This window comes from Pseudomonas sp. LBUM1644 (assembly GCF_059716195.1).
Genome location: NZ_CP166812.1, coordinates 4719082 through 4733313, shown reverse-complemented (window position 1 = coordinate 4733313; position 14232 = coordinate 4719082). Strand labels below are relative to the sequence as shown.

The window sequence follows — 14232 nt, the reverse complement described above, 5'->3', positions numbered from 1 at the left end:
AGATTTTGCTGGGGAAGATGTCATGACCGACGAATGGAAAGCGCCCGCGAAGGCGAGCGCAGAGAGCGGTGACGATAAAAGCTGGAAGCTTCTGGAAAAGACCCTGCTGGCCAGTGTGCAAGAGCAGCGCCGGTCGCGCCGCTGGGGGATTTTCTTCAAGCTGCTGACCTTTGTTTACCTGTTTGGCGCGTTGATCCTGTTCACGCCGCTGATGGACATGGAAAAAGCCGCCACCCGCAGTGCCCACTACACCGCGTTGATCGACGTGACCGGCATGATTGCCGACAAGGAGCCTGCCAGCGCTGACAACATTGTCGGCAGCCTGCGTGCAGCTTTCGAGGACGAGAAGGTCAAGGGTGTCATCCTGCGCATCAACAGCCCGGGCGGCAGTCCGGTGCAGTCGGGCTACGTCTATGACGAAATTCGCCGGTTGCGCGGCCTGCACCCGGACACCAAGGTTTATGCGGTGATTTCGGACCTGGGTGCTTCCGGTGCTTATTACATCGCCAGTGCCGCGGACCAGATCTACGCCGACAAGGCGAGCCTGGTGGGCTCCATTGGCGTGACGGCGGCCGGCTACGGGTTCGTCGGTACCATGGAGAAGCTCGGTGTAGAGCGTCGGACCTACACCTCTGGCGAGCATAAATCGTTCCTCGATCCGTTCCAGCCGCAGAAGCCTGAAGAAACTCAGTTCTGGCAGGGAGTGCTGGATACCACGCATCAACAGTTCATCAACAGCGTCAAGCAGGGTCGTGGTGACCGCCTCAAGGACAAAGAGCATCCGGAACTGTTCTCCGGATTGGTCTGGAACGGTGAGCAAGCGCTGCCGCTGGGTCTGATCGATGGCCTGGGGAATGCCAGCTCGGTCGCGCGGGACGTCATTGGCGAGAAAGAGTTGGTGGACTTCACTGTGCAGGAGTCGCCGTTCGATCGCTTCTCGAAAAAGCTCGGTGCCAGCGTGGCTGAGCAATTAGCCATGTGGATGGGCTTTCACGGTCCTTCGCTGCGCTGATTCTTGGGCGGCATTAAAAAAAACCGGCTTTGGCCGGTTTTTTTAAGATCAAAAGATCGCAGCCTGCGGCAGCTCCTACAGGGGATTCGCGTCCATTTGCAGGAGCTGCCGCAGGCTGCGATCTTTTGATCTTCAGGGGATTTGCGCACCTTCAGCCAGCAGCATGTCGATCAGGCGAATCAGCGGCAGGCCGATCAGGCTGGTGGCGTCATGGCCTTCGGTGCTTTGAAACAGGCTCACCCCCAGTCCTTCGGCCTTGAAGCTGCCTGCGCAGTCGTAGGGCTGTTCGGCGCGCAGGTAGCGTTCAATGCGTGTCGTGTCGAGTGTGCGCATGTGCACGGTGAATGGCACGCAGTCGACCTGGCAGTGTCCGGTCTGGCTGTTGAGCAGGGCGACGCCGGTCAGGAAGGTCACGCTGGCGCCGCTTGAGGCCAGCAATTGCTCGCGGGCCTTTTCGAACGTGTGGGGTTTGCCGATAATCCTGTCGCCGAGCACGGCTACCTGATCGGAGCCAATGATCAGATGAGCGGGGTGTCTGCCTGCGAGGGCCTGTGCTTTTTCCTTGGCGAGGCGCTTTACCAGCTCGATGGCAGACTCTTTCGGGCGATGACTTTCGTCGATATCCGGCGAGCTGCAAGTGAACGGCAGCTGCAAGCGGGCCAGCAATTCCCGGCGATACACCGAGCTCGAAGCAAGTAATAAAGGCAGCATGCGCATCTCCAGAAGACAGGCGCGAATTCTAGCGAGGCTTCCAAGTGACGGACAGGGCTGAATTTCCTTTGACATGGCTGGGGGCATCCCTATAATGCTGCGCCTATGTTGAATGACCCGATTCCACCTCACGTTGACCCGCGCAAATTGGCTGATCGTGGCACCACCCTTCAAGGTGAACTGCTGCTGGCCGATTTGAAGAGACTCTGCGACCCGCTTTCCGACACTGTCGGTACGGTGCAGGCTAAATTCGTTTTTGAACGAGATGAACGTAAGTCTGTGGTAATCCACAGCTTTATCGACACCGAAGTCAAAATGGTTTGCCAGCGTTGTCTTGAGCTGGTCACCCTGCCGATCCACAGCGAATGCAGTTATGCTGTGGTGAAGGAGGGTGCGAATACCCAGTCGTTGCCGAAAGGTTATGACGTGCTGGAACTGGGCGAAGATCCTTTGGATCTGCAGTCACTGATCGAGGAGGAGCTTCTGCTCGCCTTGCCCATTGTGCCTGCTCATCATCCGGAAGAATGCCAGCAGCCGGCGGGTCTCGATGAGCCCGAACCGAGCGAGGACGAGGTAACGCGGTCCAACCCGTTCAGTGTATTGGCGCAGTTAAAGCGTGACCCAAACGTTTAGGAGTTAATCAATTATGGCTGTTCAGCAGAACAAAAAATCCCGCTCTGCCCGTGACATGCGTCGTTCGCACGACGCCCTGACGGCAAGCACTCTGTCTGTAGAAAAAACCACCGGTGAAATTCACCTGCGTCACCACGTATCGCCAGAAGGCGTATACCGTGGCCGTAAAGTGATCGACAAGGGCGCTGACGAGTAATCACTTGTCTGCTCAAGTCATCGCGATTGACGCAATGGGCGGGGACTTCGGTCCCCGCAGCATTGTTCAGGCCAGCCTTGCTTGTCTGAATGCTACGCCCTCGCTGCACCTGACCCTTGTCGGTCAACCCTCCCTTCTTGAAGAATTGCTCTCCGGCCAATCGGCTGTGGATCGCTCGCGCCTGACGATTGCTCCAGCGTCCGAAGTCATCACCATGGACGAAAAGCCTGCCCAGGCCTTGCGTGGCAAGCCTGATTCGTCGATGCGCGTGGCGCTCGAGTTGCTGCGCGACGGCAAAGTCCAGGCCTGCGTCAGCGCCGGTAACACCGGTGCGCTGATGGCGCTGTCGCGATTCGTGCTCAAGACCCTGCCGGGCATTGATCGGCCAGCCATGGTGGCGGCGATACCGACGCAGAAGGGTTATTGTCAGTTACTTGATTTGGGCGCTAACGTCGATTGCAGTGCCGAGCACTTGTTGCAGTTCGCGGTGATGGGCTCGGTGGCGGCGGAAACCCTGGGCATCGTCCGTCCGCGCGTGGCGCTGCTGAACATTGGAACCGAAGACATCAAGGGCAACCAACAGGTCAAGCTCGCTGCTACCTTGTTGCAGGCGGCCCGCGGCATCAATTACATCGGTTTTGTCGAAGGCGACGGTTTGTACCGTGGCGAAGCGGATGTCGTGGTGTGCGACGGTTTCGTCGGTAATATCTTGCTGAAGTCCAGCGAAGGCCTGGCGACCATGATTGCCGGGCGGATAGAAGCACTGTTCAAGAAAAATGCTGCGTCGCGACTGGTCGGCGCGCTGGCGTTACCGTTGATGAAGCGTCTGCAAGCCGATCTGGCGCCCGCGCGGCATAACGGCGCAAGTTTCCTTGGGTTGCAGGGCATTGTGGTGAAAAGTCACGGTTCGGCGGGGGTCCAGGGCTTCCAGAGTGCGATCTCTCGCGCGTTGATCGAGATTCAGGAAAACCTGCCGGAACGGATTCACGGTCGTCTGGAGGATTTGTTGCTTTAGGCGTTTTCGTCGGACAATGCTTAAATGTGACCGCTCAGTTCAATTGGCCATCCAACTGTCAGTTTCTTGCGTCCCTCCGACGGGACGTCAATTCTCCGACGACAAGATCATTAGGGGCTTGTTACATGTCTGCTTCCCTCGCATTCGTCTTTCCAGGACAGGGTTCGCAGTCCCTCGGCATGCTGGCCGAGTTGGGCGCACAACATCCGGTTGTCCTCGAAACATTCAAAGAAGCATCCGACGCTCTCGGTTACGACCTGTGGGCACTGACCCAGCAGGGGCCGGAAGAGCAACTCAATCAAACCGATAAAACCCAGCCGGCCATTCTGACCGCCTCGATCGCTTTGTGGCGTCTGTGGCTGGCGGAAGGCGGGGCGCGTCCGGCTTACGTGGCCGGGCACAGCCTGGGCGAGTACAGCGCGCTTGTCGCTGCGGGCAGCCTGAGCCTGGGCGACGCAGTGAAGCTGGTTGAACGTCGCGGTCAGTTGATGCAGGAAGCCGTTCCGGCCGGGCAGGGCGGCATGGCTGCCATCCTCGGTCTGGACGATGCTGATGTACTGGCAGCCTGCGCTGAAGCGGCGCAAGGCGAAGTGGTCAGCGCGGTCAACTTCAACTCCCCGGGTCAAGTGGTCATCGCCGGTGCCAAGGCTGCGGTCGAGCGCGCCATCGAAGGCTGCAAGGCGCGTGGTGCCAAGCGCGCCATGCCGTTGCCGGTCAGCGTGCCGTCGCACTGTGAGCTGATGCGTCCGGCCGCCGAGCGCTTCGCCGAATCGATTGCAGCGATTGACTGGCAAACTCCGCAGATCCCTGTGGTACAAAACGTCAGCGCCAACGTGCCGGCCGATCTGGAAACCCTCAAGCGCGATCTGCTTGAGCAGCTCTACAAACCTGTACGCTGGGTCGAATCGGTCCAGGCGCTGGCCGCCAAGGGCGCGACCCAGTTGGTAGAATGTGGTCCGGGCAAAGTGTTGGCCGGCCTGAACAAACGTTGCGCCGAAGGCGTGTCGACATCCAACCTCAATACCCCAGATGCGTTCGCTGCCGCCCGTGCAGCGCTGGTCTGAATCAGGAGAAGCTTGCATGAGTCTGCAAGGTAAAGTTGCACTGGTCACCGGTGCGAGCCGCGGTATCGGCCAGGCCATCGCCCTGGAGTTGGGTCGTCAGGGCGCCATCGTCATTGGCACCGCGACCTCCGCCTCGGGTGCCGAGCGCATCGCCGCTACCCTGAAAGAAAACGGTATCCAAGGCACTGGCCTGGAGCTCAATGTCACCAGCGACGAGTCCGTGGCGACCGTTCTGGCGAGCATTCAGGAGCAGTTCGGTGCGCCGGCGATCCTGGTCAACAATGCCGGTATCACCCGCGATAACCTGATGATGCGTATGAAAGACGACGAGTGGCATGACGTCGTCGATACCAACCTGAACAGTCTGTTCCGCCTGTCCAAGGGCGTTTTGCGTGGTATGACCAAAGCCCGTTGGGGACGAATTATCAGTATTGGCTCGGTAGTGGGTGCCATGGGCAACGCAGGCCAAGTAAACTACGCTGCGGCCAAGGCCGGTCTGGAAGGTTTCAGCCGTGCACTGGCGCGTGAAGTCGGTTCGCGTTCGATTACGGTAAACTCGGTGGCCCCAGGGTTCATCGACACCGATATGACCCGCGAACTGCCCGAGGCACAGCGTGAAGCCTTGCAGACGCAAATTCCGCTGGGCCGTTTGGGACAAGCACAAGAGATCGCGTCTGTGGTCGCTTTTCTTGCTTCCGACGGTGCGGCTTACGTTACTGGGGCTACAATCCCGGTGAACGGCGGGATGTACATGAGTTAAATGTGACGGATTGCTTCAAAAAAATGTCATACGAGCTGTCTAAAATCCGTTATAAAGCTGCAATCTATTTATAGGCAGAGGGCCACCGGGTTTGAGGAGTGAAGCTTTCAGTTGAAATGCTGAAAAGTCTTTCTATACACTTACCCACTGGCCAGCTGCCTGAATTTGTCCATTAGGAGTGAAAACAAGGTATGAGCACCATCGAAGAGCGCGTCAAGAAAATCGTTGCTGAGCAACTGGGCGTTAAAGAAGAAGAAGTGGTCAACACTGCTTCCTTCGTTGAAGACCTGGGTGCCGACTCCCTTGACACCGTTGAGCTGGTGATGGCTCTGGAAGAGGAATTCGAGACCGAAATCCCTGACGAAGAAGCTGAGAAGATCACTACTGTACAAGCCGCAATCGATTACGTTACTAACCACCAGGCTTAATAGCTTGTAATCGTTGCTTGCTGTCATGGAAAAACCGCACTGCCATCACGGCGTGCGGTTTTTTCTTTAGGCCTGATGCAAAGTCGTCATTTGAAAAAGGAGAGTGCTGTGTCGCGTAGACGCGTCGTAGTCACCGGTATGGGTATGTTGTCGCCACTGGGCACGGATGTGCCGAGCAGTTGGCAGGGCATTCTGGCTGGCCGCAGTGGCATTGGTCTGATCGAACACACCGACCTTTCTGCCTATTCCACCCGTTTTGGCGGCTCGGTAAAGGGCTTCAATGTCGAGGAATACCTGTCGGTCAAGGAAGCTCGCAAGCTCGACCTGTTCATTCAGTACGGTCTGGCCGCAGGTTTTCAGGCTGTACGTAACGCAGGTCTCGAAGTCACCGATGCCAACCGTGAGCGCATCGGCGTGGCCATGGGTTCGGGCATTGGCGGTCTGACCAATATCGAAGAAACCAGCCGCACCCTGCATGATTCCGGCCCACGACGGATATCTCCGTTTTTCGTGCCTGGCTCGATCATCAATATGATTTCCGGTTTCCTGTCGATCCATCTGGGTGCACAGGGACCCAACTACGCCATCGCCACCGCGTGTACTACCGGTACGCACTGTATCGGCATGGCGGCACGCAACATCATGTACGACGAAGCCGATGTGATGATTGCCGGCGGTGCCGAGATGGCCGCGTGCGGTCTGGGCATGGGCGGCTTTGGTGCCTCTCGCGCGCTGTCGACCCGCAACGACGAGCCGGCCCGTGCCAGTCGTCCCTGGGACAAGGGCCGTGACGGCTTCGTCCTGTCCGACGGTGCCGGTGCGCTGGTTCTCGAGGAGCTGGAACACGCCAAGGCTCGCGGCGCGACCATCTACGCCGAGCTGATTGGTTTCGGCACCAGCGGCGACGCCTACCACATGACGTCGCCTCCGGCCGATGGCGCAGGCGCGGCGCGCTGCATCACCAATGCCTTGCGCGACGCGAAGATCAATGGCGACCAGGTGCAGTACGTCAACGCCCACGGCACTTCGACTTCGGCGGGCGACCTCGCCGAAGCCTGCGCGATCAAGTCGGTATTCGGCGATCACGCCTACAAGCTGGCGGTCAGTTCCACCAAGTCCATGACCGGTCACCTGTTGGGTGCGGCGGGCGCGGTTGAAGCGATCTTCAGTGTGCTGGCAATCAACAGCCAGGTAGCGCCACCGACCATCAACCTCGATGAGCCGGACGAAGGCTGCGACCTCGACTTCGTGCCGCACACCGCGCGCAACATGGACATCGATGTGGTGCTTTCCAATTCGTTCGGGTTTGGTGGTACCAACGGCTCGCTGGTATTCCGCCGGTTCGCTGACTGATGGAAAGCTGGGTCGACGGTCAACCGGCTGACGCTCTGTCGCTGAAGGATCGCGGCCTGGCTTACGGTGATGGACTGTTCGAGACCATTGCCGTGCGCGACGGGCAGCCGCTGTTGCTGGACCGGCATTTGTCGCGTCTGGCGCAAGGCTGTTCGCGACTGGCGATTGTTGCCGACCACCCGTTGATCCGCAGCGAGCTGTTGGCCTACGCCGCAGCGCTGGGTGAGGGCGTGCTCAAGCTCATCCTCACGCGCGGCGACAGCCTGCGCGGTTACGCTCCCGACCCTTCGGCGCAGGCCCGACGCATTCTGCAAGGCAATCCTCCTGCGGCGTATCCTGCCCTGCATGGCGAGCAGGGTGTTCGGCTGTTTCCTTGTGTCACACGACTGTCCAGGCAACCTTTGCTCGCCGGTCTCAAACACCTGAATCGGCTTGAGCAAGTCCTTGCCCGTTCCGAATGGCAGGACACCGAGCATGCCGAAGGCTTGATGCTCGATCAGGCCGGGCGCGTGATCGAAGGTGTGTTCAGTAATCTGTTCCTGGTCCGCGATGGCGTCTTGATCACCGCCGATCTCAAACGCTGCGGTGTCGCCGGCGTGATGCGCGCTGAATTATTGTTTCAAGCCGAGTCGTTGGGGATCCCTACGCAAATCACCGACATCACCCTCGATCAGCTGCAATGGGCTGAAGAAGTCTTTATCTGCAACAGTGTGTACGGCGTCTGGCCGGTGCGCGCCTATGCTGCACTGAGCTGGCCGGTTGGGCCGCTCACCCGTAAACTCCAAACCATTGCCCGCGCGCTACTGGATGCTTGATACGTGAGACGTAAATTCTTGCTGCTGCTGGAAACCGGATTGGTTCTGGCAGGGCTGTGTTTGGGCGCTTCGGCCTGGAAAATCCATTCGGCGCTGGAACAGCCGCTGAACATCACCCAGGAAGAACTGCTGGATGTGCCCAAAGGCACGACCCCCACCCGCACCTTCTATCGACTCGAAGCCGATGGCGTCATCAAGGACGCGTTTTGGCTGCGCGTGTATTGGCGTTTCAATCTGGCCAGGCAACCCTTGCACAGTGGCGAATACCGGATGCAGCCCGGCATGACCGTCGAAGGCCTGATCGACTTGTGGAAGCGTGGGGAAATGGTTCAGTACAGCCTGACCCTGGTCGAAGGCTGGAATTTCCATCAAGTGCGTGCGGCGTTGGCCAAGGCTGAAAAACTGGATCAGTCCCTGAGCGGTTTGAGTGACAGCGAAGTGATGGCCAAGCTCGGCCACTCCGGCATTTTCCCGGAAGGACGTTTCTTCCCGGACACCTACCGCTACGTGCGTGGCATGAGCGACGCCGAGCTGCTGAAAAAAGCTTACGATCGCCTCGATGAAGTCCTCGCCAAGGAATGGGATCAGCGCGCCGCCGATGTGCCGTACACCGAACCTTATCAGGCGTTGATCATGGCTTCGCTGGTGGAAAAGGAAACCGGCGTGCCACAGGAGCGTGGGCAAATTGCTGGCGTGTTTGTGCGGCGCATGGCGATTGGCATGCTGCTGCAAACCGACCCGACCGTGATCTACGGTCTCGGTGATCGCTACAACGGCAAGTTGACGCGCGCTCATCTCAAGGAAGCGACCCCGTACAATACCTACATGATTTCCGGTTTGCCGCCGACTCCGATTGCGATGGTCGGGCGCGAAGCGATCCATGCCGCGCTGAACCCGGTGGCCGGCAACAGCCTGTATTTCGTGGCTCGCGGCGATGGCAGCCACGAGTTCTCCGACGACCTGGATGCACACAACAACGCCGTGCGCGAATTCCAGCTCAAGCGTCGCGCCGATTACCGTTCCAGCCCGGCGCCTGTGACCGCGCCAGGCGCGCCAGACACTCCGCAAGCTCAGGACCCGATCCCGGCGGCTTCGCCTGACACCGCGCCTGAAGAATTGCCGCCTGTAGCGCCGCAAGAACCCGCGCCTGCGCCCGTGCCCGAACCGGATGCACCCGCGCCGCAAAGCCCGCAATGACTCTGACTAAGGACTGCCTGTGACTGGCTTGTTTATTACCCTGGAAGGCCCGGAAGGCGCCGGCAAGAGCACCAATCGCGAATACCTGGCAGAGCGCCTGCGCGCCGCCGGTATCGAGGTCGTGCTGACCCGCGAGCCGGGCGGTACGCCGTTGGCCGAGCGCATTCGCGAGGTGCTGCTGGCACCGGTCGACGAAGTCATGAATCCGGACACCGAGTTGCTGTTGGTTTTCGCCGCGCGGGCCCAGCATCTGGCCGAGGTGATTCGCCCGGCACTGGCCCGCGGAGCCGTGGTGTTGTGTGACCGTTTTACCGATTCGACGTATGCCTATCAGGGGGGAGGGCGCGGCTTGTCGCTGGAGCGGATCGCGGCGCTGGAAGCCTTCGTCCAGGGCGACCTGCGACCGGACCTGACGCTGATTTTCGATCTGCCTGTCGAAGTCGGGCTGGCCCGGGCCAGTGCTCGTGGGCGGCTGGACCGTTTCGAACTCGAAGGCCGAACCTTCTTTGATGCCGTGCGCAGTGCGTTCCTCAAGCGCGCTGAAGCCGATCCCACGCGTTATGAGCTGGTCGATGCCGCCCAACCGCTGGCACAGGTTCAGCAGTCGCTGGATACCTTGCTCCCGCGTTTGCTGGAGTTGACTCGTGGCTGAAGCCTATCCGTGGCAGGACAGCCTCTGGCAGCAGTTGGCCGGTCGCAAGCAGCATGCTCACGCCTATCTGCTGCATGGTCCGGCCGGGATCGGCAAGCGGGCGTTGGCCGAGCGGTTAATGGCCAGTTTGCTGTGCCAGCGTCCGACCGCGCAGGACGCTTGCGGCGAATGCAAATCCTGCCTGTTGCTGAAGGCTGGCAGCCACCCCGACAACTACATCCTCGAGCCGGAAGAAGCCGACAAGGCAATCAAGGTCGATCAGGTGCGAGATCTGGTCAGCTTCGTGGTGCAGACCTCGCAGATGGGCGGCCGCAAAGTGGTACTGATCGAGCCGGTCGAGTCGATGAACGTCAACGCCGCCAACGCGTTGCTCAAAAGTCTTGAAGAACCTTCCGGCGACACTGTTTTGCTGTTGGTCAGCCACCAGACCAGCCGTCTGTTGCCAACCATCAAGAGCCGTTGTGTGCAGCAGGCGTGTCCACTGCCGAGCGAGGCGATGAGTCTGGCCTGGCTGGCGAAGGCGTTGCCGGACTGCTCGGAAGAAGAACGCATCGAACTGTTGACCCTGGCCGCCGGTTCACCATTGGCCGCGGTCAATTTGCAGGCCCAAGGTGTACGCGAACAGCGCGCGCAGGTGGTCGACGGGGTGAAAAAATTGCTCAAGCAGCAGCAATCGCCGACCCAGCTCGCCGAAGGCTGGAATGCCATTCCGCTGTTGTTGCTGTTCGACTGGTTCTGCGATTGGTCGAGCCTGATTCTGCGCTATCAGCTGACCCAGGATGAAGAAGGGTTGGGGCTGGCGGACATGCGCAAAGTCATTCAGTACCTGGCGCAGAAAACCAGCCAGGACAAAGTCCTGAATATTCAGGACTGGATCCTCGCCCAGCGCCAGAAAGTCATGAGCAAGGCCAATCTCAATCGGGTGCTGTTGCTGGAAGCGCTACTGGTGCAGTGGGCGTCTTTACCTATCCAGAAGTGAACGTCTGAGCCTAGACTCTGAATATCAGCAGTGGAGGTCAGCATGAATGAAGCCGTCAACCAGGGACCGCGCAACGGCATCTTGTCCCTGACCATCAAGGACAAGTCCGTGCTTTACGCGGCCTACATGCCGTTCATCAAGAACGGTGGCCTGTTTATCCCGACCAACAAGAGCTACAAGTTGGGCGATGAAGTCTTCATGCTGCTGAACCTGATGGACGAGGCCGAAAAAATTCCGGTCGCCGGCAAGGTCGCCTGGATCACCCCCAAAGGCGCTCAGGGCAACCGGGCCGCCGGGGTCGGCGTGCAATTCAACGATGGCGACAATGCCGCGCGCAGTCGAATCGAAACCCACCTGGCCGGAGCCCTGAAATCCGACCGTCCCACTCATACGATGTAAGTTGCAGCCCTTTTATGCTCGTAGATTCCCATTGTCACCTTGATCGTCTCGACCTCACCGCCCACGACGGCTCACTGGATGCCGCCCTCGATGCGGCGCGTCAACGCGGGGTCGGGCACTTTCTGTGCATCGGCGTCAGCGTCGAAAACGCGGCGGACGTCAAAGCCCTGGCCGAACGTTATGACGATGTCGACTGCTCCGTAGGCGTACATCCGCTGGATGTGCAGCCGGGTGCCGCGCCGGCGCTGGATTGGTTGCTGCAGGAGCTCAACCATCCGCGTGTGGTGGCGATTGGTGAAACCGGTCTGGATTATCACTACGAACCGGAAGCGGCGGAGTTGCAGCAGGCTTCGTTTCGCCTGCACCTGCAAGCCGCTCAGCAGACTGGCAAGCCGGTGATCATTCATACCCGAGGCGCCCGCGCCGATACGTTGAACCTCCTGCGTGAAGCCGCGCTGCCTAACGCGGGCGTACTGCATTGCTTCACCGAAGACTGGGAGATGGCCAAAGCGGCGCTGGACATGGGTTACTACATTTCCCTGTCCGGCATCGTCACTTTCCGCAATGCCGATGCGTTGCGGGATGTGGCGAGCAAAGTGCCGGCAGACCGTTTACTGGTGGAAACCGATTCACCGTATCTGGCACCGATTCCTTATCGGGGCAAACCGAACTTGCCGCAATATGTGCGGGAAGTGGCAGAATTCCTGGCGATGCTGCGCGGTGAGTCCTATGAGCGGTTTGCCGAGCAGACCACCGAGAACTTCAAACGATTGTTTCCGTTGGCGCACGTCAGGGCATCGGCGTAACGCCGGGAAAGATCGCAGCCTGCGGCAGCTTCTACGGGGTTTTGGTCGCCTGAATCGCAGGCAAAAAAAACCCGGGTTCTGGGGGGTGAATCCGGGTTAAGACCATTAGGAGTAAAACAATGGTACGCGGTCCGTTGGTACCAATATCGGCGCGACACTTGGGGGAGATGCCCCGCCGACAGTTGAAGTATTGATCAGTATTGCGCCGAGTCCAGTTTACCGAGCGCGGTTTTTAAACAATTTTGGAATACGTCCGCTTCGGAAGCGTTCTCATCAACTGACGACTTTGCGGGAAATCATCAAGAAACACAGATATGGACGGATGATCCGTGCATTTTTGCGCAAGTTAGGCATAATACGCGGCTTCGAATTTTGACCCCTACAGACCTTTTCTTATGCATAAAGAACCTCGTAAGGTCCGTGAGTTTCGTCGCCGCGAGCAAGAAATTCTCGATACCGCGCTCAAGCTGTTCCTCGACCAAGGTGAAGACAGTGTCACCGTCGAGATGATTGCTGATGCCGTCGGTATCGGCAAAGGCACGATCTACAAGCACTTCAAATCCAAGGCGGAGATCTATTTGCGCCTGATGCTCGATTACGAGCGCGATTTGAACGAGCTGTTGCATTCGGCCGATGTCGACAAGGACAAGGAAGCACTGTCCCGGGCCTACTTCGAATTCCGCATGCGCGACCCGCAGCGCTATCGGTTGTTCGATCGCCTGGAAGAGAAGGTGGTCAAGGGCAACCAGGTGCCGGAGATGGTCGAGGAGTTGCACAAGATTCGTGCCTCGAACTTCGAACGCCTGACGTTGCTGATCAAGGGGCGCATCAGTGAAGGCAAGCTCGAAGACGTGCCGCCTTACTTCCACTACTGCGCGTCCTGGGCGTTGGTGCACGGCGCGGTCGCGCTGTATCACTCGCCGTTCTGGAGCAATGTGCTCGAAGATCAGGAAGGCTTCTTCCAGTTTCTGATGGACATCGGCGTGCGCATGGGGAACAAGCGCAAGCGTGATACCGACACGCCGAGCAGCTGAGCCATTCAGTTGCCTTATTGCGCCATGATTTCGCAACATGGCGCAGTACCTCAGGAATATACTCAGGCATAGGACTTGCTAAAACTTGATTTGTGAGTCAAGTTTTACGTCGTCCGATTTCCTTGTGCCGGAGTGACCATGATCGTTGACCGTCAAGGCAGGCGTTTCCGCAATTTGCGAATCAGCCTGACCTCAGCCTGCAATTACGCGTGTACCTACTGCGTGCCCAACGGCAAGCGGCTGGTGGCTGCGCAGGATGAATTGTCGGCCGAAGCCATGGCGCGCGGTGTGGCGTATTTGATCGAAGCCGCCGGTATCGAACGCTTGCGCATCACCGGTGGCGAGCCGCTGGTCAGCCCTAAGCTCGAAGCCTTCATGACGGCTGTCGGGAAGATGGGCCTGGAGGACATCAGCCTGACCACCAATGGTCAGCTGCTGGCGAAGAAACTACCGCTGCTGGTGGACGCCGGCATTCGTCGCATCAACGTTTCCCTCGATACCCTGGATGCCAGCGCATTCCGCAGCATTGCACGCGGCGGCGACCTGGCGACGGTGCTCGACGGCATGGACCAGGCCAGTGCGGCGGGCCTGAAGATCAAGGTCAACATGGTCCCGTTGCGCGGACAGAATCTCGATCAAGTGATGCCGTTGCTCGATTACTGTCTGGAGCGTGGCTATGAGCTTCGCTTCATCGAGCTGATGCGCATGGGCCACCTGGCCAGCGACAACAATGCGTTCCTGCAACAATTCGTCAGCCTTCAGCAATTGCTGAGTCTGATCGGCGAGCGCTACGAATACCTTCAGGCCAACGCGCCGGTCGATGCCACCGCCGTGCGTTACCAAATTCCGGGGCAGGGCTACTTCGGCGTGATCGCCAACGAAAGCGTTCCATTCTGCCGGACCTGCTCGCGGCTGCGGTTGTCGTCTACGGGCTGGTTGCATGGCTGCCTGTCGTCGAGCAACCGTCACTATGTGGGTGATCTGTTGGACAAGCCTCGTCATCAGGCACTGCCTGCTTTGCAGCGACTGCTGGTCAAAGCGTTGGGCGACAAGCAGGAAGTGGCGTTCTCGGGTGGTGCGACGGTCATGAAAATCATCGGCGGCTGAATCCGATTCCTGTAGCAGCTGCCGAAGGCTGCGTTCGGCTGCGAAGCAGCCGTAAAACCTATAAGCACAAT

The 14232-nt window shown here is 59.1% G+C and carries 17 protein-coding genes; 16 read left to right on the top strand and 1 reads right to left on the bottom strand.

From position 1 onward, the window contains the following. Window positions 1–22: 22 nt before the first annotated feature. Entirely contained in the window at window positions 23–1012 is a 990-nt protein-coding gene (gene sppA / locus ACA052_RS21590; RefSeq protein WP_497646706.1) for a signal peptide peptidase SppA, read from the top strand. Between the two features lie 132 nt (window positions 1013–1144). On the opposite strand, the gene ACA052_RS21585 is transcribed toward sppA, so the two are convergent. Then, on the bottom strand, window positions 1145–1723 hold the full coding sequence (locus tag ACA052_RS21585; RefSeq protein WP_497646705.1) for a Maf family protein: 579 nt from the start codon (window positions 1721–1723) through the stop codon (window positions 1145–1147). A gap of 105 nt (window positions 1724–1828) precedes the next feature. On the opposite strand from ACA052_RS21585, the gene ACA052_RS21580 reads away from it, so the two are divergent. From ACA052_RS21580 to ACA052_RS21510, 15 genes are all read left to right on the top strand, one after another. Then, window positions 1829–2356: a YceD family protein gene (locus ACA052_RS21580; protein WP_497646704.1), complete on the top strand. Its 528-nt coding sequence runs from the start codon at window positions 1829–1831 to the stop codon at window positions 2354–2356. 13 nt (window positions 2357–2369) lie between these two features. After that, window positions 2370–2552 (top strand): 50S ribosomal protein L32, encoded by a 183-nt coding sequence (rpmF, locus tag ACA052_RS21575; protein WP_008152339.1) that lies wholly within the window; start codon window positions 2370–2372, stop codon window positions 2550–2552. A gap of 4 nt (window positions 2553–2556) precedes the next feature. Beyond that, on the top strand, window positions 2557–3567 hold the full coding sequence (gene plsX / locus ACA052_RS21570) for a phosphate acyltransferase PlsX (protein ID WP_497646703.1): 1011 nt from the start codon (window positions 2557–2559) through the stop codon (window positions 3565–3567). 125 nt (window positions 3568–3692) lie between these two features. Further along, window positions 3693–4631 (top strand): ACP S-malonyltransferase, encoded by a 939-nt coding sequence (fabD, locus tag ACA052_RS21565; protein ID WP_497646702.1) that lies wholly within the window; start codon window positions 3693–3695, stop codon window positions 4629–4631. 16 nt (window positions 4632–4647) lie between these two features. Beyond that, window positions 4648–5391, top strand: a complete 744-nt coding sequence (fabG, locus tag ACA052_RS21560; RefSeq protein WP_201113817.1) for a 3-oxoacyl-ACP reductase FabG — start codon at window positions 4648–4650, stop codon at window positions 5389–5391. A gap of 191 nt (window positions 5392–5582) precedes the next feature. Next, window positions 5583–5819 carry an acyl carrier protein gene (gene acpP / locus ACA052_RS21555; RefSeq protein WP_003442511.1) on the top strand — a complete coding sequence of 79 codons (237 nt, stop codon included), beginning with the start codon at window positions 5583–5585 and terminating at the stop codon, window positions 5817–5819. Window positions 5820–5927: 108 nt separating this feature from the next. After that, entirely contained in the window at window positions 5928–7172 is a 1245-nt protein-coding gene (fabF, locus tag ACA052_RS21550) for a beta-ketoacyl-ACP synthase II (protein WP_497646701.1), read from the top strand. Then, window positions 7172–7987 carry an aminodeoxychorismate lyase gene (gene pabC, locus ACA052_RS21545; RefSeq protein ID WP_497646700.1) on the top strand — a complete coding sequence of 272 codons (816 nt, stop codon included), beginning with the start codon at window positions 7172–7174 and terminating at the stop codon, window positions 7985–7987. The genes fabF and pabC overlap by 1 nt, the downstream gene beginning before the upstream one ends. Before the next feature lie 3 nt (window positions 7988–7990). Further along, window positions 7991–9184: an endolytic transglycosylase MltG gene (mltG, locus tag ACA052_RS21540; protein WP_497646699.1), complete on the top strand. Its 1194-nt coding sequence runs from the start codon at window positions 7991–7993 to the stop codon at window positions 9182–9184. A gap of 19 nt (window positions 9185–9203) precedes the next feature. Then, window positions 9204–9836: a dTMP kinase gene (gene tmk / locus ACA052_RS21535; protein ID WP_497646698.1), complete on the top strand. Its 633-nt coding sequence runs from the start codon at window positions 9204–9206 to the stop codon at window positions 9834–9836. After that, complete coding sequence (locus tag ACA052_RS21530) at window positions 9829–10815, top strand: DNA polymerase III subunit delta' (RefSeq protein WP_497646697.1); 987 nt, start codon at window positions 9829–9831, stop codon at window positions 10813–10815. The genes tmk and ACA052_RS21530 overlap by 8 nt, the downstream gene beginning before the upstream one ends. A 42-nt stretch (window positions 10816–10857) precedes the next feature. After that, window positions 10858–11214 carry a PilZ domain-containing protein gene (locus ACA052_RS21525; RefSeq protein ID WP_157711758.1) on the top strand — a complete coding sequence of 119 codons (357 nt, stop codon included), beginning with the start codon at window positions 10858–10860 and terminating at the stop codon, window positions 11212–11214. A gap of 14 nt (window positions 11215–11228) precedes the next feature. Continuing rightward, window positions 11229–12020, top strand: coding sequence for a TatD family hydrolase (locus tag ACA052_RS21520; RefSeq protein ID WP_497646696.1), 792 nt, complete (start codon window positions 11229–11231; stop codon window positions 12018–12020). 395 nt (window positions 12021–12415) lie between these two features. Next, the gene (locus ACA052_RS21515; protein WP_008152317.1) at window positions 12416–13054 is read left to right on the top strand and encodes a TetR/AcrR family transcriptional regulator; all 639 of its coding nucleotides are present in this window, start codon (window positions 12416–12418) and stop codon (window positions 13052–13054) included. Between the two features lie 138 nt (window positions 13055–13192). Then, on the top strand, window positions 13193–14161 hold the full coding sequence (locus ACA052_RS21510; RefSeq protein WP_497646695.1) for a GTP 3',8-cyclase MoaA: 969 nt from the start codon (window positions 13193–13195) through the stop codon (window positions 14159–14161). Window positions 14162–14232: the final 71 nt, after the last annotated feature.

What these genes read in the sequence shown, in the direction of transcription:
- sppA (WP_497646706.1), top strand. Translation starts at nt 23, where the DNA reads ATGACCGACGAATGGAAAGCGCCCGCGAAGGCGAGCGCAGAGAGCGGT.
- ACA052_RS21585 (WP_497646705.1), bottom strand. Translation starts at nt 1,723, where the DNA reads ATGCTGCCTTTATTACTTGCTTCGAGCTCGGTGTATCGCCGGGAATTG.
- ACA052_RS21580 (WP_497646704.1), top strand. Translation starts at nt 1,829, where the DNA reads ATGTTGAATGACCCGATTCCACCTCACGTTGACCCGCGCAAATTGGCT.
- rpmF (WP_008152339.1), top strand. Translation starts at nt 2,370, where the DNA reads ATGGCTGTTCAGCAGAACAAAAAATCCCGCTCTGCCCGTGACATGCGT.
- fabD (WP_497646702.1), top strand. Translation starts at nt 3,693, where the DNA reads ATGTCTGCTTCCCTCGCATTCGTCTTTCCAGGACAGGGTTCGCAGTCC.
- fabG (WP_201113817.1), top strand. Translation starts at nt 4,648, where the DNA reads ATGAGTCTGCAAGGTAAAGTTGCACTGGTCACCGGTGCGAGCCGCGGT.
- acpP (WP_003442511.1), top strand. Translation starts at nt 5,583, where the DNA reads ATGAGCACCATCGAAGAGCGCGTCAAGAAAATCGTTGCTGAGCAACTG.
- pabC (WP_497646700.1), top strand. Translation starts at nt 7,172, where the DNA reads ATGGAAAGCTGGGTCGACGGTCAACCGGCTGACGCTCTGTCGCTGAAG.
- ACA052_RS21525 (WP_157711758.1), top strand. Translation starts at nt 10,858, where the DNA reads ATGAATGAAGCCGTCAACCAGGGACCGCGCAACGGCATCTTGTCCCTG.
- ACA052_RS21520 (WP_497646696.1), top strand. Translation starts at nt 11,229, where the DNA reads ATGCTCGTAGATTCCCATTGTCACCTTGATCGTCTCGACCTCACCGCC.
- ACA052_RS21515 (WP_008152317.1), top strand. Translation starts at nt 12,416, where the DNA reads ATGCATAAAGAACCTCGTAAGGTCCGTGAGTTTCGTCGCCGCGAGCAA.
- ACA052_RS21510 (WP_497646695.1), top strand. Translation starts at nt 13,193, where the DNA reads ATGATCGTTGACCGTCAAGGCAGGCGTTTCCGCAATTTGCGAATCAGC.